The 18,230-nt window shown below is 71.5% G+C and carries 16 protein-coding genes; 6 read left to right on the forward strand and 10 right to left on the reverse strand.

Going from position 1 to position 18,230, the window contains the following annotated elements:
- Nucleotides 1-89 precede the first annotated feature (89 nt).
- Together ACIRNI_RS17275 and fmt are read right to left on the reverse strand one after the other, a co-directional pair.
- The gene (locus tag ACIRNI_RS17275) at nucleotides 90-1,511 is read right to left on the reverse strand and encodes an RsmB/NOP family class I SAM-dependent RNA methyltransferase (RefSeq protein WP_403552250.1); all 1,422 of its coding nucleotides are present in this window, start codon (nucleotides 1,509-1,511) and stop codon (nucleotides 90-92) included.
- 40 nt (nucleotides 1,512-1,551) lie between these two features.
- Complete coding sequence (fmt, locus tag ACIRNI_RS17280) at nucleotides 1,552-2,493, reverse strand: methionyl-tRNA formyltransferase (protein WP_403552251.1); 942 nt, start codon at nucleotides 2,491-2,493, stop codon at nucleotides 1,552-1,554.
- 233 nt (nucleotides 2,494-2,726) lie between these two features.
- Here fmt and ACIRNI_RS17285 point away from each other — a divergent pair, with 233 nt between their 5' ends.
- On the forward strand, nucleotides 2,727-3,251 hold the full coding sequence (locus tag ACIRNI_RS17285; RefSeq protein ID WP_403552252.1) for a hypothetical protein: 525 nt from the start codon (nucleotides 2,727-2,729) through the stop codon (nucleotides 3,249-3,251).
- A 163-nt stretch (nucleotides 3,252-3,414) separates the two neighbouring features.
- On the opposite strand, the gene ACIRNI_RS17290 is transcribed toward ACIRNI_RS17285, so the two are convergent.
- Complete coding sequence (locus ACIRNI_RS17290) at nucleotides 3,415-5,571, reverse strand: primosomal protein N' (RefSeq protein WP_403552253.1); 2,157 nt, start codon at nucleotides 5,569-5,571, stop codon at nucleotides 3,415-3,417.
- Nucleotides 5,572-5,639: 68 nt separating this feature from the next.
- On the opposite strand from ACIRNI_RS17290, the gene ACIRNI_RS17295 reads away from it, so the two are divergent.
- From ACIRNI_RS17295 to ACIRNI_RS17315, 5 genes are all read left to right on the forward strand, one after another.
- Nucleotides 5,640-6,320 (forward strand): hypothetical protein, encoded by a 681-nt coding sequence (locus ACIRNI_RS17295; RefSeq protein WP_403552254.1) that lies wholly within the window; start codon nucleotides 5,640-5,642, stop codon nucleotides 6,318-6,320.
- 189 nt (nucleotides 6,321-6,509) lie between these two features.
- Nucleotides 6,510-7,790, forward strand: a complete 1,281-nt coding sequence (locus ACIRNI_RS17300) for a helix-turn-helix domain-containing protein (RefSeq protein ID WP_403552255.1) — start codon at nucleotides 6,510-6,512, stop codon at nucleotides 7,788-7,790.
- Between the two features lie 78 nt (nucleotides 7,791-7,868).
- Complete coding sequence (locus ACIRNI_RS17305; protein WP_403552256.1) at nucleotides 7,869-8,609, forward strand: toll/interleukin-1 receptor domain-containing protein; 741 nt, start codon at nucleotides 7,869-7,871, stop codon at nucleotides 8,607-8,609.
- Complete coding sequence (locus tag ACIRNI_RS17310; RefSeq protein WP_403552257.1) at nucleotides 8,606-10,639, forward strand: hypothetical protein; 2,034 nt, start codon at nucleotides 8,606-8,608, stop codon at nucleotides 10,637-10,639. The genes ACIRNI_RS17305 and ACIRNI_RS17310 overlap by 4 nt, the downstream gene beginning before the upstream one ends.
- The gene (locus ACIRNI_RS17315) at nucleotides 10,636-11,787 is read left to right on the forward strand and encodes a hypothetical protein (protein WP_403552258.1); all 1,152 of its coding nucleotides are present in this window, start codon (nucleotides 10,636-10,638) and stop codon (nucleotides 11,785-11,787) included. Before ACIRNI_RS17310 ends, ACIRNI_RS17315 begins: the two co-directional genes overlap by 4 nt.
- A gap of 81 nt (nucleotides 11,788-11,868) precedes the next feature.
- Here the strand turns inward: ACIRNI_RS17315 and metK are convergent, their stop codons facing one another.
- The 7 genes from metK to ACIRNI_RS17350 form a co-directional block, all read right to left on the reverse strand.
- Entirely contained in the window at nucleotides 11,869-13,077 is a 1,209-nt protein-coding gene (gene metK / locus ACIRNI_RS17320) for a methionine adenosyltransferase (RefSeq protein ID WP_355367351.1), read from the reverse strand.
- A gap of 258 nt (nucleotides 13,078-13,335) precedes the next feature.
- Entirely contained in the window at nucleotides 13,336-14,538 is a 1,203-nt protein-coding gene (gene coaBC / locus ACIRNI_RS17325; RefSeq protein ID WP_403552259.1) for a bifunctional phosphopantothenoylcysteine decarboxylase/phosphopantothenate--cysteine ligase CoaBC, read from the reverse strand.
- Nucleotides 14,539-14,681: 143 nt separating this feature from the next.
- Nucleotides 14,682-14,954 (reverse strand): DNA-directed RNA polymerase subunit omega, encoded by a 273-nt coding sequence (rpoZ, locus tag ACIRNI_RS17330; RefSeq protein WP_355367345.1) that lies wholly within the window; start codon nucleotides 14,952-14,954, stop codon nucleotides 14,682-14,684.
- A gap of 39 nt (nucleotides 14,955-14,993) precedes the next feature.
- Nucleotides 14,994-15,563 carry a guanylate kinase gene (gmk, locus tag ACIRNI_RS17335; protein ID WP_403552260.1) on the reverse strand — a complete coding sequence of 190 codons (570 nt, stop codon included), beginning with the start codon at nucleotides 15,561-15,563 and terminating at the stop codon, nucleotides 14,994-14,996.
- Between the two features lie 49 nt (nucleotides 15,564-15,612).
- Nucleotides 15,613-15,936 (reverse strand): integration host factor, encoded by a 324-nt coding sequence (locus ACIRNI_RS17340; protein WP_355367339.1) that lies wholly within the window; start codon nucleotides 15,934-15,936, stop codon nucleotides 15,613-15,615.
- Between the two features lie 288 nt (nucleotides 15,937-16,224).
- The gene (gene pyrF / locus ACIRNI_RS17345; RefSeq protein WP_356648893.1) at nucleotides 16,225-17,067 is read right to left on the reverse strand and encodes an orotidine-5'-phosphate decarboxylase; all 843 of its coding nucleotides are present in this window, start codon (nucleotides 17,065-17,067) and stop codon (nucleotides 16,225-16,227) included.
- Entirely contained in the window at nucleotides 17,064-18,167 is a 1,104-nt protein-coding gene (locus ACIRNI_RS17350) for a quinone-dependent dihydroorotate dehydrogenase (RefSeq protein WP_403552530.1), read from the reverse strand. Before ACIRNI_RS17350 ends, pyrF begins: the two co-directional genes overlap by 4 nt.
- Nucleotides 18,168-18,230 lie beyond the last annotated feature (63 nt).

Genomic DNA, 18,230 nt, shown 5'->3' on the forward strand with positions numbered 1-18,230 from the left:
TCATGGCGTTTCCTTTACCCGATGCCGGTCCGGGTCCCGGCGGACCGGTCGCACAAGCCGCATTCCCGGCGCAATCGCCACGCCCGCCGTCACGCCGTGCGCCGCAGCAGCGCCAGGTACATCGCGTCCGTGCCGTGCAGATGCGGCCACAGCTGTACGTCGGGGCCGTCGCCGAGCGCGGGGACGCCCGGCATCAGGGGCCTGGCGTCGATGAGCTCCGCGCCGCCGTGCTTCTTCAGTACGTCGTCGACGACGACCCGCGTCTCGGCCAGGTGGGGCGAGCAGGTGGCGTACCCGACCACGCCGCCGACCCGCGCCGCCCGCAACGCCTCGACGAGCAGGGTGCGTTGCAGCGGAGCGAAGCTGTCGAGGTCCTCCGGGCGCCGGCGCCAGCGGGCCTCGGGCCGACGGCGCAGCGCGCCCAGGCCCGAGCACGGCACGTCGACGAGGACGCGGTCGAAGGAGCCGGGGCGCCACGGCGGACGCGTGCCGTCGGCGGCGATCACCTGGTACGGGCCGGGGTTCCCGGTCAGCGCCCGGTCCACCAGGCGCGCGCGGTGCGGCTGCTTCTCGGAGGCGAGCAGCGCGGCACCACGCTCGGCGGCCAGCGCGCCCAGCAGGGCCGCCTTGCCACCGGGGCCCGCGCAGCCGTCGAGCCAGCGCCCGTCGGGGCCGTCGAGCGGGGCGTTGGCGAGGGCGATCGCCACGAGCTGGCTGCCCTCGTCCTGGACCCCGGCCCGGCCCTCGCGCACGGCGTCGATCGCGCCGGGCTCGCCGCCCTCGGGGAGCCGCACGGCGTACGGGGACCAGCGCCCGGGCAGGCCCGCCTCCTCGCCGAGCACGTCCAGCAGCTCGGCCGCGGTGGAGCGGCCCGGGCGGGCCACCAGTGTGACCTCGGGCCGTTCGTTGTCGGCCTCCAGCAGGTCCTCGATCCCGGCGCGGCCGCCGCCCAGCGCGTCCCAGAGCGCCGAGACGACCCAGCGCGGGTGCGAGTGCACGACCGCCAGGTGGTCCTCGGCGTCCTCCTCGTACGGCGGAGCCACCTGCTCCAGCCAGTCGTCGAGCTCGCGCTGCGCGATCTTCCGCAGGACGGCGTTGACGAACTTGGCGCGCCCGTCGCCCAGCACCACCCGCGCGAGCTCGACACTCGCCGAGACCGCCGCGTGCGTGGGGATGCGCGTCCCCAGCAGCTGGTGCGCGCCGAGCGAGAGCACGTCGAGGACCGGCGGGTCGACCTCGCGCAGCGGCCGGTCCACGCAGGCCGCGATGATCGCGTCGTACGTGCCCTGCCGGCGCAGCGTCCCGTACACCAGCTCCGTCGCGAGCGCCGCGTCGCGCCCGTCGAACCCGTCCTTCTCGCGCGCCTTCTTCAGCAGGGGCGGCAGGACGAGGTTGGCGTACGCGTCCCGCTCGTCGACCGCGCGCAGCGCCTCGAAGGCCAGCAGGCGCACCGGGTCCTTCTTGGGACGGCGGTACGGCTTGGACGGACGGCGACGGGACTGCTCGCTCAAAAGGTGCTCCGCTTTTCGGTGTTTCCGGTTCCCTTTCAGCCTACGCCGCGTGAACCCCCGCCTTCTCGCCCGGGGCGATCCGCACACCCCGCGCCCAGTCGGCGCCGCGCATCGGCTTCTTGCCCTGCGGCTGCACCCAGAGCAGCTCGACGGCGTGGGAGCCGGTGCCGACGTACACGTTGTTCTTGGCGGCCGCCAGCTCGCCCGGGGCCAGGTCCGTGCGGTCGGGCACCGGAGCGGCCTGGACGACCTTGAGCCGCTCGTCGCGGAAGACGGTCCAGGCGCCGGGCGCGGGCGTGCAGCCCCGTACGACGCGGTCCACGCGGAGCGCCGGGGCGTTCCAGTCGATCCGCGCGTCCTCGACGGTGATCTTCGGGGCGAGGGTGATGCCCTCGGCCGGCTGCGGCACCGCCTTCAGGGTGCCGTCCTCGATGCCGTCCATGGTCGCCACGAGCAGCCCGGCACCGGCGAAGGCGAGCCGCGTGAGCAGGTCGCCGCTGGTGTCGGTGGGCCGTACCTCCTCGGTGATCACGCCGTACACCGGCCCGGAGTCCAGGCCCTCCTCGATCCGGAACGTCGACGCGCCGGTCACCTCGTCCCCGGCCATGATCGCGTGCTGTACGGGCGCGGCACCGCGCCAGGCGGGAAGCAGCGAGAAGTGGAGGTTGACCCAGCCGTGCGCGGGAATGTCGAGCGCCGCCTTGGGCAGCAGCGCGCCGTAGGCGACGACCGGGCAGCAGTCCGGCGCGATCTCCCGCAGCCGCGCCTGGAACGCCTCGTCGCGGGGCCTGGCCGGCTTGAGGACCTCGATCCCCTCCTCCTCGGCGCGCTGCGCGACGGGACTGGCGACCAGCCGGCGCCCCCGCCCGGCGGGCGCGTCGGGCCGGGTGACGACGGCGGCCACCTCGTGCCGGTCCGAGGCGATCAGGGCGTCCAGGGCGGGTACGGCGACCTCGGGGGTGCCTGCGAAGACGAGCTTCATCGGTGGCTGACTGCCTGTCTGTTGGAGGCGGTGGTGGGCAACGCACCAGTCTAGGTCGTGGCCGCGGGGGGCGTACGCAGTCATGCGCGCCCCGCGCATATGCGGATACGCCTCTTCAGCGTGACCCCGACCACGGGTGGAGCGTTGGTCAAGCAGAGATTGACCGAAACGGGCCGCCCCGGTGCCCCAGGTGCGGCCCGACCCTTTTCAACGCCGGTTCGAGAGGCTTGTAAATGGCCGACCACGCAACCCACGACGCCCAAGCCCGGGCAAGCCTGCACCTGTTGGTGCGGGACATCGAGCGGGTCCGCCGGCAGGTGGACGCACTGCGCACGCTCACCGCCCAGCTGGGCAATGTCTACCGCCCGCGGCGATCCGGCCCGTCCACGGGCTTCGTCGTCTACGGCAGGGCCCCGGCCCCGACCGTCAGGCTCGCCCAGGAGCTGCGGGACAGCGTCGAGACACTGGTGACCGCGGCGGTCGACTTCGACCGCTCGCTCGGGTTCTCGTGGGACGCGGTGGGCTCGGCGCTCGGGGTCACGAAGCAGGCGGTCCACCGCCGGTACGGCTCCCGCGGCCGTCAGCCGGCCGCGCCGGAGCAGGACCGCGCGCCCGAGCCCGGCACCACCCGCACCATGCCGGTCGTCCCCCCGGTCCCTGCGGTCCCCGCGGCCCGCTCGATGCCGCCCCAGCCGACGGCCGGCTCGCTCCGCGAGGAGCCCCGCCCGAGCGCGTTCCCCTCCCCGCGCAACGGCTGACCCGCGCGACGACGGACCCGTACGACAGCTGACCCGTACACCAGCTGATCCACGCAGCGGCCGACCTACGCGGCGGCTCACGGAGCCGCTGCGGTCACCCGGCCCCCGCCCCGCCGGCCTCGCGGGGCGGGGGCCGACGCACGTCAGCCGATGGTCGCGCCCGTCACCCGATGTCCGGTGGGTCCACCCGGACCCGTACCGGGTCTCCCCCACCCCGTGCCAGCCGGGCCGCCTGCGCCGCCTTCAGCGCGGCGGCCAGCGCCGCCCCACTGCCCGGCGGCACGCGGAGCAGCGCCCGCTCCCACACCTCGCCGGGCGGGGGGTCGCCGGGGCGGCGCGGGGCCCCCGGCGGCGGGGGCGGCAGCGGCACCGGCCCCAGCACCTCGGTCTCGCGCGGCAGCTCGGCCGCCGCGAGGAACGCCGCCACCGCCTCCGCGCACCCCGTCACCGCCGCCATCCGCGACACCGGCGGGAACCCGAGCTCCGCGCGCTCGGCCAGCTCCCGCTGGGCGTGGCCCACCGGGTCCCAGCGCACCAGCGCCTGCACCGGCCGCAGGGTCGGCTCGGCCACCACGACCACGGTGCCGCCCTCGGCCTGCCCGCGCACCAGCGACGCCGCGTCGATCCAGCGCCGCAGCGCCTCCTCGCCCGCCCGCAGGTCGGGCCGGCCGAGCATGGCCCAGCCGTCGAGCAGCAGCGCCGCCGCGTAGCCGCCGCCCTCGGCGACCGGTTCGGCGCCCGGCGTGCTCACCACCAGCGCCGGCCGCGCGGGCACGGTGTCCAGCACGTGGTCGCGCCCCGACGTCCGCACCGGAACGGCCGGGAACGCCCGGCCCAGCTCCTCCGCCGTGCGCCGCGCGCCCACCACCTGCGCCCGCAGCCGCACGGCACCGCACTCCACGCAACTCCAGTCCGGCGCGCCGCGCCCGCACCAGCCGCACCGCAGGTCGCGCTGCTCGGGCGCCTCCAGCGGTCCCGCGCAGTGCCGGCAGCGCGCGGGCGTACGGCACCGCTCGCACGCCAGCCTCGGTACGTAGCCCCGGCGCGGCACCTGCACGAGCACCGGCCCGGTCTTCAGGCCCTCGCGTACGGCCTGCCAGGCCAGCGACGGCAGCCGGGCGGCGCGGGCGGCCTCGTCGCGCGCCAGCTCCCCGTCCCCCACGGTCCGTACCAGCGGTGCGGCGGCCCGCACCTGTTCGCGGGGCGCCAGGAGGGGCCGGGCCCAGCCGGTCTCGACGAGCTGCGCGGCCTCCACCGTGCAGCTGGTGGAGCCCAGGAGGAAGCCGCACTTGTCGTGGGCGGCGCGCAGCAGCAGCACCTCGCGGGCGTGCGGCAGCGGCGCGTGGGGCTCGCTGTGACTTCCGTCGCCGTCGTCCCACAGGGCGACGAGACCGAGGTCGGCCACCGGCGCGAACATCGCCGCGCGCGTCCCGACGACCGCGCGCACGGCCCCGCGCCGTACGGCGAGCCACTGCGCGTACCGCTTCTCGGGGCCCGCCTCGGCGGTGAGCAGGGCGTGCCGCCCCTCCCCCAGCACGCCCGTCAGGGCGGTGTCGACGCGCGCGGCGGCCCGCCCGTCGGGCACGACGACGAGCGCGCCGCGCCCGGAGGCGAGCGTGGCGGCCACCGCGCGGGCGAGCTCCTCCGCCCAGTGGGGCCCGGGCAGGGCGTTCCACACCGCCCGGGGCGCGCCCCCCTGGGCGAGCGCCCGCAGGAAGGCCGGCCCCTGCGCGTACCGCTCCCAGGTGCCGGGCTCGGGCGCGGCGGGCGGCGGCAGCGGTGCGGGCGACGGCCGGGCCTCGGCGCGGGCGTTGCGCGGCGGGATCGCCAGCTGGAGCACATCGGCGAGGCTCCCGGCGTACCGGTCGGCCACCGCGCGCGCGAGCCGCAGCAGCTCGTCGCTGAGCACCGGCTCGGGCGACACGACGTCGGCGAGCGCGGCGAGCGGCCCGGAGTAGTCGGACTCGGCGCGCCGCTCGATCAGGAACCCGTCGATGAGCCGCCCGCCCTCGCGCCGCCCGTCGCGCACCTGGTGGGACCCGGCCCCGAACCGCACCCGCACCCGCACGCCCGGCCGCGCTACGGCGTCGAGCTCCTCGGGCACGGCGTAGTCGAAGAACTGGTCCAGGTGGAGCACGCCCTTGTTGACCACGACCCGCGCGACCGGCAGCTCCTTGGCCAGCGCGGCCCCCCGCCAGGTCCGCGGCTTGGCCCGCGGCACCTTGGCCCTGCGCACGGTCTCGCGTATGAGCGCGAGCTGCTCGGGCGGCTCGGCCGCCTCCCGACCGCCGCCCTCCGGCTTCCCGTTGTCGCTGCTCACAGCCCCATTCCTACCAGAGCCCACTGACAACGCCCGCTGCCGTCAGTGGCATGGGCTTGGATGATCGCGTGACCGTCTACGACACCGCGAAGCTGCTGCCCTCGATATCCGCCCTGCGCGACCACTGCCGCGCGCTCGCCACGCTGGAGGCGATCATCCGCGCGGACGATCCCTTCTTCCGCCGGTACGCCTTCGACGCACGCTGGTCCGCGGCCGAGGAGCTCGCCACCATGAGCACGGGCTGGGGTGACGAGTTCTCCATCGTCTTCTCCCCGGCCGGCGCCTGGATCCGGGGGTTCGACCACTTCTCCCCGATGAGCCCGTACGTCGACGACGCGCCGTGGCCCGGAGTCGTCGACGAGGTCCCGGAGGACTTCCGGCGCTATGTGGAGGAGCCCGCGTTCTCGGACCCCGACGGGTTCCCAGTGGTGACCGCCTGCCTGTGGCGAACTACCGACGACGACACCTGGCGCACGGGCACGATCGACTTCCCGGAGAACGACAACGACGGCGACGACCCGGACGGCGCGGCGTACCTCTTCCAGCACCTGACGGACCGCTCCGCCGAGGCGTACCAGGAGTTCGCCGTCGAGCGCCACCAGGTCCCGGTCGACCTGACCGCCGTACGCCACGTCCTCGCCCTGCGCCCGCTCACCACCGAGGTGGTCACGGCCCTGCGCCCGGACCGCACCCTCGCGGACCTGGCCGACGACCTCGCGACCATCGGCTATCCGCGCGCCGGCCACTGAGAACGCCGCACAGCGGGAGCGGCGGAGCCAACATGGCTGAAATCCAGGGCGCTCACGATGAACCACTACAAGAGGAAACGGGAAACATCACCGAGTGCCTTGCTCACGGCATCGCTTTGCATCGAATCTTGCACGCGGCAAGCAACGACGTGACGGCGTCAAGACGAAGGCGAAACCGGAGGGGTACGGGTGACTCTGCAGCCACGCACGTTCGGTGGTGCGCTTCGAAGGCTCCGGATTGCCGCCGGTCTGACGCTGACCGACCTGGCGTCGCGCATCCACTACAGCAAGGGTCAGCTCAGCAAGGTCGAGACAGGGCAGAAGCGCCCTACTGCCGAGCTGGCCCGCCTCTGCGACGTCGTGCTCGAAACGGGAGGGGAACTGGAGGCACTGTTACGGAGCCCGGGCCCGATGGCCCGGGTCCCGGCCCTGCCCCCGGGGCAAGGACAGCCTGCAAGCACCACTGGACAGGAACTGGGCCGACGCCAGGTCATGACGGCCGGAGCGATGGGTGTGCTGGGTCTGGGCGCCGTCTCCCCCGACCAGGACATCGCCGAGACGGGCGGCGAGACACTACTGGACGTCGTCCGGACGCTGTTCGATCAATTCCGGCTACTCGGACAGTCCACGCCGCCGGAGGCCCTTCTTCCGGCTCTTGAGGGGCACGTCCGGTTGCTGCGTTCGCTCGCCAGGCGTACAGGTTCCCGCACTGCCATGGAGCTGGTGGCCCTGGCGGCGCGATACGCCGAGTTCGCAGGCTGGATGGCTCAGGAGGCGGGAGAGGAGCGGGACGCCCTCCGCTGGACGGAACAGGCTGTCGAGCTCGCCACGGCCTCGGGAGATCGGCACCTGTCCTCGTACGCCCTGGTGCGCCGAGCGCTGGTGGCGTACTACCGCGGTGATGCCTCGGCCACGATCGATCTGGCAGGAGGTGCCCGCTCGGGTTCTCTGCCTCCCCGCATCCGGGGGCTCGCGGCTCAGCGTCAGGCGCAGGGATATGCCCTCGCCGGCGACTACAGCGCCTGTATGCGGGCGCTCGACACTGCCCGCGAACTGCTGGAAGTCTCCGCGCGATCGGAGGAGACGCCGGTCCTCGGCACCACGAACCTCCGCAATCCGGCCGACATGACGATCGGCTGGTGTCTCCTCGATCTGGGACGTCCGGCAGAGGCCGCCGAGGTACTGGATCGTGAGTGCGCGCGCATCCCCGCTCAGGCCCTCCGCACACAAGCGCGGTATGGAATCAGGCAGGCCTTGGCTCATGCGCTGTCAGGAGAGCTGGAGGTCGCCTGCGAGGTGACCGGCCGGCTCCTCCTGACGACCGAGCTGGTCGGATCGGCAACCATCGCCACTGACGTAAGGCGCCTGGCCCGAGCCCTGTCCCGGCATTCTCGGCACCCCGCATATCTGGCGATCGCACCGCAGCTCGCCGCCTGCCTGGCCACCGCCCGTGGAGCGGATAAGCGTTGACGAGGCTGTGCCTGCCGCCCGTCCACCCGCTTTACCTCCTGTCCCCTCACGATTCCCGTCTAGCAGAGGAGCTCCGCCATGCCTGATGTATTCGTCAACTACCGCACGGGAGACGGCGAAGAAACCGCTGTCGCGATCGAACGGGAACTGTCGCATCGCTTTCCCGGTGGGCGCATTTTTCGCGCCGGCAAGTCGCTGACACCAGGACGGCCCTTCGGCCCCGACCTGATCACGAATGTGCGGCGCAGCGGCGCCCTCATCGCCGTCATCGGGCCGCGTTGGACGGAGTACACCCAGCTGCACGATGCGGGCGACTGGGTGCGCAAGGAGATCGAGGAGGCGTTCCGCTGCGCCGTGCCGGTAATCCCCGTGCTAGTCGGCCGAACAACGGAACGGCTCAGGGAGGAGGGCCTGCCGCCTTCTCTGGCGCCGCTTGCCGCATGCCACTCCATCCGCTTCGACACCCACGACGCGGAGTACGGCCTGCGGCGCATCGGTGACGCCGTCGCCGACCTGGTTCCCGGGCTCGCGTCCTACGCGCGGCAGGCCGGGCCCGACGCCGACCCAGGAACGAGCCCCTACAACTCCATGGCCAATGTCTCGGGCGGCACGAACATCCAGGCCAGGGATATCGGCGGAGACGCAGGAGGCACGATCATCAAGGACGTACACGCCTCGCTGCACCTCGGTTCCGGGGCCCAGCACAACCACGCGCCTCATCTCTCCGGCGACGGCGCCCAGTACGTAGCCGGCGACAACAACGGCGGTGTCCACCACTCCTGGAACCGGGAGCGGCGCAAGGAGGACGGGAGCCGGTGAACGACGTTCCCCCGGCATGGGTCCACGGGGTCACGGGGTCGGTCCACTCTGGAACAGGATCGCAGTACAACATTTACCACCAATACCCCGGCCGGCCCGTCGGCCCCGATGATCCCCGCACACTGCTCAACAACAGCGAGGGCAAGGCTCCTCGCGCCGTCGCCGAGGACGAGCTCATATGGCTGCGGCGGCATTTCATCCATCCGCGCGGCTACGACCGGGCGTACGAACTCCTCGAACGACGGCACACGGTCCTGCTCGATGGGCACCCGGGGAGTGGACGCACTGCCACCGCTTGGATGCTTCTGCGAGATGTGCCTCGTGCCGGCGGAAAGTTCCTGGAACTCCTGCCGGACGGGGACGAGGAGGAGCGGCGCCTCGACCCGGACAGGGTGGGCGAGGCGGACCAGCTGTTACTCGATCTGTCGGACGCGGATCAACAGGTGTGGCGGGGAATCCAGGCCGAGCTTTCGGGCTTCCGCGCGTCCGTCAGCCAGAAGCGCGCCCATCTGGTGGTCGTCCTGCCGCCACAGGTGGGGCACCACCTACACCAGGAGTACGCGGCCTTGCGGGTGGAGATCAGCCGCCCGCCGGGCATGCGGCTGGAGCTGGACATCATCCGAAGGCGCCTTCGGTACGCAGGGGTCGACCCCACTGTGGCCGAGTCGGTGCCGGATACCCTCCGCGACTACCTGGTCCAGCGACCGCCCCTGCGCGAGGTCGCCGGTCTGGCACGGTTGCTGTGCGAAGAAGCGGCACGCTTACCTACGCCCGCACGCTCGTTCGACGACTGGTGCGCGGCGGCGGTGGATGCGGCGACGCGCCGCGAACCGCAGGTGGCGGAGCTCCTCGAGGGCCTGTCTCAGGCGCCCGAGCGGGCACTCCTCCTGTCAGCCGCGATGCTGCACGGGGCACGGGCTGACAGTGTGCACAAGGCCTCGGTCGATCTGCTGGCCGCCGTCGGACACCCAGAGGACGCCACTTCCTTGCTGGAACGACGTGGGCTGGACGAGCGGCTCCAGGCGATCAAGGCAGCCACGGACACACGAAGACTCGTCAGGTTTGATCAGCTTCGCTTCGATGAGGCCGTCCGTCATCACTTCTGGGACAACCACCCCGATCTCAGGCCATCCCTCCGCACGTGGATCGGCGGGGCGCTCGCACTGCCCGGCCTCACCGACGCCGACCGGGACCGTCTGGTACAGCGTTTCGCCGAGCAGTGCTGTCGTACCCGCCGTGCTGAGGACCTGTTCGGACTCGTGGAACGGTGGGCGGGCACAAGCGACCGGGGTCCTGGCATTCGCGCGGCGGCCCAGCTGCTGAAGCACGGTTTGGACAACGCGGAGCTGGGTCGCGCTTGCCGCAGCCGGATCTACACCTGGGCCACGGGACAGCGGCTCTCCAGAGGGCTCCGCCGAGTGCTGATCAGCGTATGCCTGGAAGTGATGCCCGTGCGGCATCCGTACGCGGCCATGGTCCGGCTGCATCATCTCGCCGCACGGGAGACTCCCGGCGACGAGGCCCGCCGGGCACTGGTTGAGCTCGTCCTCGGCGATCATCGGCTCCACCGCCGCATGCTGGAGCGGCTGGCATCCCCGTCGTCGCAGCGGGACGCGGTTACGGACGTCAGCCTGTTCCTGGAACTGGCGGACCCCCGAGCGTTGACCGAGGCAGGCCTCCGTGCGTTTCCCCTACTGGCCGAAGCACACGTGGGTCACTGGCTCACGGAGGGGTGGCGAAACGTCTTCCGCAGCCGCCCCTGGGGGGAATGGCGGAGTCGGGCGGAGAGCTGGTTCGACGCAGCATGCGACGGCCTACCGTACGGGCACCGGTTCCTCGACATCCTCACCGCGGCATGCACGGAGGACGTAGGCGTCCAGGCCCGCCTCCACGCTTCCGCCCGTGACTGGGCGCGAGCCCATCCGCATCCAGGTCCAGAGCGTGCCGGTCTGGCGGCCGCGCTCCTCAAATCGATCATGACGAAACGAAATCTTCGTTCGGCAGTGCAGCAGGAGGCAGCCGCGCCATGACCACCGGCCAGAAGACCATCATCCTCTTCGTCACCGTGATCGCTGCCTTGCTCGTGACCATCCTCGGGCTGTACCAGCGGTGGCCTGGTTGGGCGTGGCCGGTGGCAGCGGCTGTCCTGTGCCTGGCGCCAGCGCTGGCCATCAGGGCAGGGAGCCGGAACCCCGAGCCGTTTCCGCCCGGCACACTGCCGGATCCGGATCTGCCGATCCCTCCGGTAGAACGGCGGGAACTGCGGGTTTGTGACGTGGCCCTGCCCAGCGCGGAGCAGGACTACGACTTCCTCTTCTCCGCCACGGTGCGCTGGTGTCCCCTGGAGCCATCAGCGGAGTCCCCGACGGTGAATGCCAGCGGTCTGGCTGTGGAGGCGATCCTCAACAGGGCGCGTTCCGTCACAGCAAGCCGGGCTCCCTCCGTCAGCACCTTCATCCAGCATGAGCTCGCCGGTGCTCTGGCGACCATGCACCCGGATGAGAGTGGACAGCTCCAGGCCATGGCGCTCGACGTCTCGCTGGTCCTGTCGAAGGACGATCAGGAGCGTCTGGACAAGCTGGCGGCTGTCCGGAAGGACGAGGCGGTGTGGGCGCATGAGCGGAAGTACGAACAGAGCCGCCGTGCGTATCTGGGGGAGGACGTGCTCAAGGACACGGGAAGTGCGGTCGTGTGGTGGCTGCACAAGAACGACGACCAGGTGGCCAGGACGGTGCAGGACATAGGGCTTCTGGCCCAGCTCACCTCGGCTTCGAAGAACGAGCACGTAGCCGAGCCGTTCAGGCATCTCGTCCCGGATGCCGCTCCTGACCCCGGCAGCGGCAGCTTCGAGGGTGATCGCTCCGGCGCCTCCCCCGCTTCCCCGGAAACAAAGGTGGGTACCGAGGCCTCCGCGAGGGCTCCGGAGGATGTTCTCGCCGAGTTCCTGGATGCTGCGGGCTTCAGCCCCGCGGACGCAGAGTACTTCTTCCTCAGTGCTCAGGCTGCGGAGACCCTGGAACAGCTCAAGCCTGATGTGGCGGCCGCGATCCGGCGGCGCTTCGATGACACACCGGCTCCGCACACGGAGCCGGTCCCGCCTCAACCACAGCCCTTCTCCATGAACGGCCACGCTCCCATGACCGGCGAAGCGTCCGGCCTCGGTGACGCACCGCACTGACGCGCCGAAAAGGGCCTGACAGGCACGCGATGGCCCCGGACCGTGTGGGTCCGGGGCCATCGCACCACATCAATACAGTCGTTACAGACCGGCGGCCGCGCGCAGCGCGTCCACGCGGTCCGTGCGCTCCCAGGTGAAGTCGGGGAGCTCGCGGCCGAAGTGGCCGTAGGCGGCCGTCTGGGAGTAGATCGGGCGCAGCAGGTCGAGGTCGCGGATGATCGCGGCCGGGCGGAGGTCGAAGACCTCGGCGATGGCGGTCTCGATCTTCTCGACGTCCACCTTGGCGGTGCCGAAGGTCTCGACGAAGAGGCCGACGGGCTCGGCCTTGCCGATGGCGTAGGCGACCTGGACCTCGCAGCGGGAGGCCAGGCCGGCCGCCACGACGTTCTTGGCGACCCAGCGCATGGCGTAGGCGGCCGAGCGGTCGACCTTGGACGGGTCCTTGCCGGAGAAGGCGCCGCCGCCGTGGCGGGCCATGCCGCCGTAGGTGTCGATGATGATCTTGCGGCCGGTCAGGCCGGCGTCGCCCATCGGGCCGCCGATCTCGAAGCGGCCGGTCGGGTTGACCAGCAGGCGGTAGCCCTCGGTCTCCAGCTTGATGCCGTCGTCCAGGAGCTGCTTGAGCACGTGCTCGACGACGAACTCGCGGATGTCGGGCGCGAGCAGCGACTCGAGGTCGATGTCGGAGGCGTGCTGCGAGGAGACGACGACCGTGTCGAGGCGGACGGCCTTGTCGCCGTCGTACTCGATGGTGACCTGGGTCTTGCCGTCGGGGCGCAGGTAGGGGATGGTGCCGTTCTTGCGGACCTCGGTCAGGCGGCGGGAGAGCCGGTGGGCGAGGTGGATCGGGAGCGGCATGAGCTCCGGCGTCTCGTCCGACGCGTACCCGAACATCAGGCCCTGGTCGCCGGCGCCCTGCTTGTCGAGCTCGTCCTCATCGCCCTCGACCCGCTGCTCGTACGCGGTGTCGACACCCTGCGCGATGTCCGGGGACTGGGCGCCGATGGAGACCGAGACGCCGCAGGACGCGCCGTCGAAGCCCTTCTTCGAGGAGTCGTAGCCGATCTCGAGGATCTTGTTGCGCACGAGCGTGGGGATGTCGGCGTACGCCTTGGTCGTCACCTCGCCGGCCACGTGCACCAGGCCGGTGGTGATCAACGTCTCCACTGCGACACGGGAGGTGGGGTCCTCCCGCAGCAGCGCGTCGAGAATCGTGTCGCTGATCTGGTCAGCGATCTTGTCGGGGTGACCCTCGGTCACGGACTCCGAGGTGAAGAGACGACGGGACACAACGCTCCCTGGGTTTGCAGCGGCTGCTGGCTGATCGTTTGCGGACCGGCAGGGGGCTGCGCCCCGCGTCGTTCCGAGGACAGTTTATCGGGCGCTCTCGATCGTCGGACCAGGTGTCTCGCACCGTGGGAGTCGGATTGGCCACGCACAGCCGTTCGTGGCTCGAATTCGCTCCCGTTCCTACCCAGAACGCCCGTCTTCTTACGGTTTCATCCCCACAAAGGGGCGTATGTGACATTCATCAGGCTTTTAGCCGTTTCACCCCAGACGGGGTACGACGAGGTCCCAGACGGTGTCCGCCAGGGCCTCCTTCGGGCCGTACGGAACGGGCGTCTCGGTACCGTCCGCCGCCAGCACCACGGCCTCGTTCTCGGCGGAGCCGAAGGTCTTGCGCTCCCCCACCTCGTTGACGACGAGGAGGTCGCAGCCCTTGCGGCGGAGCTTGTCCCGGCCGTTGGCGAGGACGTCGTCGGTCTCGGCGGCGAAACCGACGACCACCTGGCCGGGGCGGGCGCGGTCGGCGGAGATCTCGGCGAGGACGTCCGGGTTGCGGACCAGCTCGACGGGCGCGGGCTCCTGGCCCTCGCGCTTCTTGATCTTGCCTTCGGCGTACATGGCGGGACGGAAGTCCGCGACGGCCGCGGCCATCACCACGGCGTCCGCGTCCGCCGCCGCCTTGAGCACGGCCTCGCGCAGCTGGACGGCGGTTCCCACGTGGACCACGTCGACGCCCGCCGGGTCCGGCATGCCGGTGTTGGCCTCGATGAGCGTCACCCGGGCGCCCCGGGCCGCCGCGGTCCGCGCGAGGGCGTAGCCCTGCTTGCCGGAGGAACGGTTCCCCAGGTAGCGGACGGGGTCCAGCGGCTCGCGCGTACCGCCCGCGCTGACGACGACGTGCCGGCCCGCGAGGTCGGGCGCGGCAGCGCCCCGGGCGAGCACGCGGCGGCAGACCTCGAAGATCTCGTCCGGGTCGGGCAGCCGGCCCTTGCCCGTGTCGGCGCCGGTCAGGCGGCCGACGGCGGGCTCGATGACGACGGCGCCGCGCCGCCGCAGCGTGGCGACGTTCTCCTGGGTGGCGGGGTGCTCCCACATCTCGGTGTGCATGGCGGGCGCGAAGACGACCGGACACCGGGCGGTGAGGAGCGTGTTGGTGAGCAGGTCGTCGGCGAGGCCGTGCGCGGCCTTCGCCAGCATGTCGGCGGTGGCGGGGGCCACGACGACGAGGTCGGCCTGCTGCCCGATCCGGACGTGCGGGACCTCGTGGACGTCGGACCAGACCTCGGTCGAGACGGGGTTCCCGGAGAGGGCGGACCAGGTGGCGGCGCCCACGAAGTGCAGCGCGGAGTCGGTCGGGACGACGCGGACGTCGTGGCCGGACTCGGTCAGCCGCCGCAGCAGCTCGCACGCCTTGTAGGCGGCGATGCCGCCGCTGACGCCCAGGACGACCTTCTGCTTGTGCACTCGTGCCTCCTCAAGGCATTTCCCACCGCGATGACACCACCACACGGCACATCACCGCACGGCACATCACATGACACACCACAGGCCCGGCGGTGGGTACCGCCGGGCCTGCGAACGACGTGCTGATGCTGAAAAGCGCTGCTTCAGTGCGCCGGGCCCTCAACGGCCTCGGACGTCAGCAGACCCGCGTTGATCTCGCGCAGCGCGATCGACAGCGGCTTCTCGTGGACGTGGGTGTCCACCAGCGGACCGACGTACTCCAGCAGGCCCTCACCGAGCTGCGAGTAGTACGCGTTGATCTGACGCGCGCGCTTGGCCGCGTAGATCACGAGGCTGTACTTCGAGTCCGTGGCCTCGAGCAGCTCGTCGATCGGCGGGTTGATGATGCCCTCGGGCGCAGTGATGGAAGAGGACACGCTCTACCTTCCGAAAACTTCTGGAAAATGGGACAAAGATCAAACAACTTGCATCAAGGCTAGCAGCTCACGCGCTACGTCCTCGACCGAGGTGTTGACGAGCGTGGTGTCGAACTCCGATTCGGCGGCGAGTTCGATCTTGGCGACCGCGAGCCGGCGCTCGATGACCTCCGGCGGCTCGGTGCCGCGCCCGGTCAGGCGGCGGACCAGCTCGTCCCAGCTCGGCGGGGCGAGGAAGACCAACTGGGCCTCGGGCATCGACTCGCGGACGAGCCGGGCGCCCTGGAGGTCGATCTCCAGCAGGACGGGCTCGCCCGCCTCCAGCCGCTCCATGACGGCGCGGCGGGGGGTGCCGTAGCGGTTGCCCGCGAACTCGGCCCACTCCAGCAGCTCGCCGTTGGCGATCAGCTTGTCGAACTCGTCATCGCTGACGAAGTGGTACTGGACGCCGTCCCGCTCGCCGGGCCGCGGCTTACGGGTCGTGGCGGACACCGACAGCCAGACCTCGGGGTGCACCTTGCGCATATGAGCGACGACCGTGCTCTTGCCGACCCCGGAGGGGCCGGAGAGCACGGTCAGCCGCGGACGTACGTCCGATGTTGCAGCCATGGGGCGATTATTCCAGGTTTACCTCGATGCCCCGGACCGGCCCCGGTCGTCAGGCTCCGGAGCCACCGAACTCGCGCTCCAGGGACGCGATCTGGTTGGAGCCGAGCCCTCGCACGCGACGGCTCTCGGAGATGCCCAGCCGTTCCATGATCTGCTTGGCGCGGACCTTGCCCACGCCCGGCAGCGACTCGAGGAGGGCGGACACCTTCATCTTGCCGATGACGTCGTTCTTCTGGCCCTGCTGGATGACGTCGTGGAGGGAGGCACCGGAGTGCTTGAGTCGATTCTTGACCTCGGCCCGCTCCCGGCGAGCCGCGGCGGCCTTTTCGAGCGCGGCTGCGCGCTGTTCAGGGGTAAGGGGCGGAAGAGCCACGCCTACGTCACCTCGGATGTCGAACTGTCGGATACGGACCGGTGAGGAACCTAGTCGGCCCACACCAGGGGAGCAACGAGCAACGCAGTGCACGTTGGCTCTGCGACGGAGACTAGCGGCCATGGCCGCTGGAGTCAGCGAGAACAGACGAAAAGTCCTGGTCAGCATCGCTCTACCACGACAATACGGGCATATCGGTCGGGTTTTGCGGCCTGTTCCCGCCCTCTCGCCGTCAATGGACCCGCGAACAGCACCACCGTGTGGCGTGATGCAGCTCACACGACAGTCTCACGCATCGGTCGCCGCGCGCACCTCGTCCGCGTACCGCACCGCCGCCTCGCGCAGCGCCGCCGCGTCCGGGCCGTGCCGCAGCACGCCGCGGCTGACGTTCGGCACCACGTTCCGCACGGCCGCGCCGAAGACGCCCGGGAGGTCGGCGGGGGTGGCGCCCTGCGCGCCGATGCCGGGGGCGAGCAGCGGGCCGTTGATGTCCAGGTCGTACGAGGAGAGGTCGCCGAGCGTCGCGCCGACGACCGCGCCGAAGGAGCCGAGCGGGGTCTCTCCCGCGTTCTCCTCGGCGAGGTGGGCCAGCATGGTGGCGCCGATGGTGCGGCCGTCCTCGCGTACCGCGCGCTGCACCTCGGCGCCCTCCGGGTTGGAGGTCAGGGCGAGCACGAACAGCCCGGCGCCGCTCTCGCGCGCCAGGTCGACGGCCGGCTTCAGGGAGCCGTACCCGAGGTAGGGCGAGACGGTCAGGGCGTCCGAGAAGAGCGGGGAGTCCTTGCGCAGGTACGTCTCGGCGTACGCCGCCATCGTGGAGCCGATGTCACCGCGCTTGGCGTCCATGACGACCAGCGCGCCCGCGTCCCGCAGGTCCGCCACGGCCCGCTCCAGGACGGCGATGCCGCGCGAGCCGAACCGCTCGAAGAAGGCGCTCTGCGGCTTGAAGACGGCGACGGTGCCGGCGAGGGCGTCGACGACGGTGCGGGTGAAGGTCTCCAGGCCCGCCACGTCGTCGTTCAGGCCCCAGGCGGCCAGGAGGGAGCTGTGCGGGTCGATGCCGACGCACAGCGGGCCACGGGTGTCCATGGCGCGGCGGAGACGGGCGCCGAAGGGTTCGAGCGGGCTCATACGGTGGCCTTTCGGGTGTCGGCGCCGACGGCCTCGGCGAGGGTGGCGTACGGGGAGGCGTTCAGCCGGGCGGCGAGGCCCTTGTGGATCGTGCGGGCGTAGAACGGGCCCTCGTAGATGAAGGCGCTGTAGCCCTGGACGAGCGTGGCGCCCGCGAGGATCCTCTGCCAGGCGTCCTCGGCGTTCTCGATGCCGCCGACGCCCACGAGGGTGACGCGGTCGCCCACGCGCGCGTAGAGGCGGCGCAGGACCTCCAGGGAGCGCTCCTTCAGCGGCGCGCCGGACAGGCCGCCGGTCTCGCTCGTCAGGTACGCCGGGGACTTCAGGCCCTCTCGGCCGATGGTCGTGTTGGTGGCGATGATGCCGTCCAGGCCGAGCTCGACGGCGAGGTCGGCGACGGCGTCGACGTCCTCGTCGGCGAGGTCGGGCGCGATCTTGACGAGCAGCGGTACGCGGCGGCCGGTGACCGTGCGGTCGGCGGCCTCGCGCACGGCGCTCAGCAGGGGCCGCAGGTGCTCCACGGCCTGGAGGTTGCGCAGGCCGGGCGTGTTCGGCGAGGAGACGTTGACGACCAGGTAGTCGGCGTGGCGCGCGAGCCGCTCCGTGGACTTCACGTAGTCGCCGACGGCCTCGGCCTCCGGCACGACCTTCGTCTTGCCGATGTTGACGCCGACGACGGTCTTGAAGACCGGCACGCGCGCGTCGAGGCGGTCCGCGACGGCGGCCGAACCGTCGTTGTTGAAGCCCATGCGGTTGATCAGGGCGCGGTCCGCGACGAGGCGGAAGAGGCGCTTCTTGGGGTTGCCGGGCTGCGGCTCGCCGGTGACCGTGCCGATCTCGACGTGGTCGAAGCCGAGCATCGCCATGCCGTCGACAGCCACGGCGTTCTTGTCGAAGCCGGCCGCGAGCCCGAAGGGGCCGTGCATGCGCAGGCCGAGCGCCTCGGTGCGCAGCTCCTTGTAGCGGGGGGCGAGGGCGGCGGCGAGGAACGTGCGCAGCACGGGGACGCGGACGGCCAGGCGGATCCAGCGGAAGGCGAGGTAGTGGGCCTTCTCGGGGTCCATCCGCTTGAAGACCAGGTGGAAGAAGAGCTTGTACATGGTGTGTGTCCTCATGAACGGCTTCATGAGAAGGGGGACACCGGTTGTGCCGGTGTCCCCCTC

It is taken from the genome of Streptomyces sp. NPDC093546, assembly GCF_044765045.1.
Classification (GTDB): domain Bacteria; phylum Actinomycetota; class Actinomycetes; order Streptomycetales; family Streptomycetaceae; genus Streptomyces.

What these genes read in the sequence shown, in the direction of transcription:
- pyrF (WP_356648893.1), bottom strand. Translation starts at nt 17,067, where the DNA reads ATGAGCCCGCTCGAACCCTTCGGCGCCCGTCTCCGCCGCGCCATGGAC.
- ACIRNI_RS17305 (WP_403552256.1), top strand. Translation starts at nt 7,869, where the DNA reads ATGCCTGATGTATTCGTCAACTACCGCACGGGAGACGGCGAAGAAACC.
- ACIRNI_RS17285 (WP_403552252.1), top strand. Translation starts at nt 2,727, where the DNA reads ATGGCCGACCACGCAACCCACGACGCCCAAGCCCGGGCAAGCCTGCAC.
- fmt (WP_403552251.1), bottom strand. Translation starts at nt 2,493, where the DNA reads ATGAAGCTCGTCTTCGCAGGCACCCCCGAGGTCGCCGTACCCGCCCTG.
- gmk (WP_403552260.1), bottom strand. Translation starts at nt 15,563, where the DNA reads ATGGCTGCAACATCGGACGTACGTCCGCGGCTGACCGTGCTCTCCGGC.
- ACIRNI_RS17350 (WP_403552530.1), bottom strand. Translation starts at nt 18,167, where the DNA reads ATGTACAAGCTCTTCTTCCACCTGGTCTTCAAGCGGATGGACCCCGAG.
- ACIRNI_RS17315 (WP_403552258.1), top strand. Translation starts at nt 10,636, where the DNA reads ATGACCACCGGCCAGAAGACCATCATCCTCTTCGTCACCGTGATCGCT.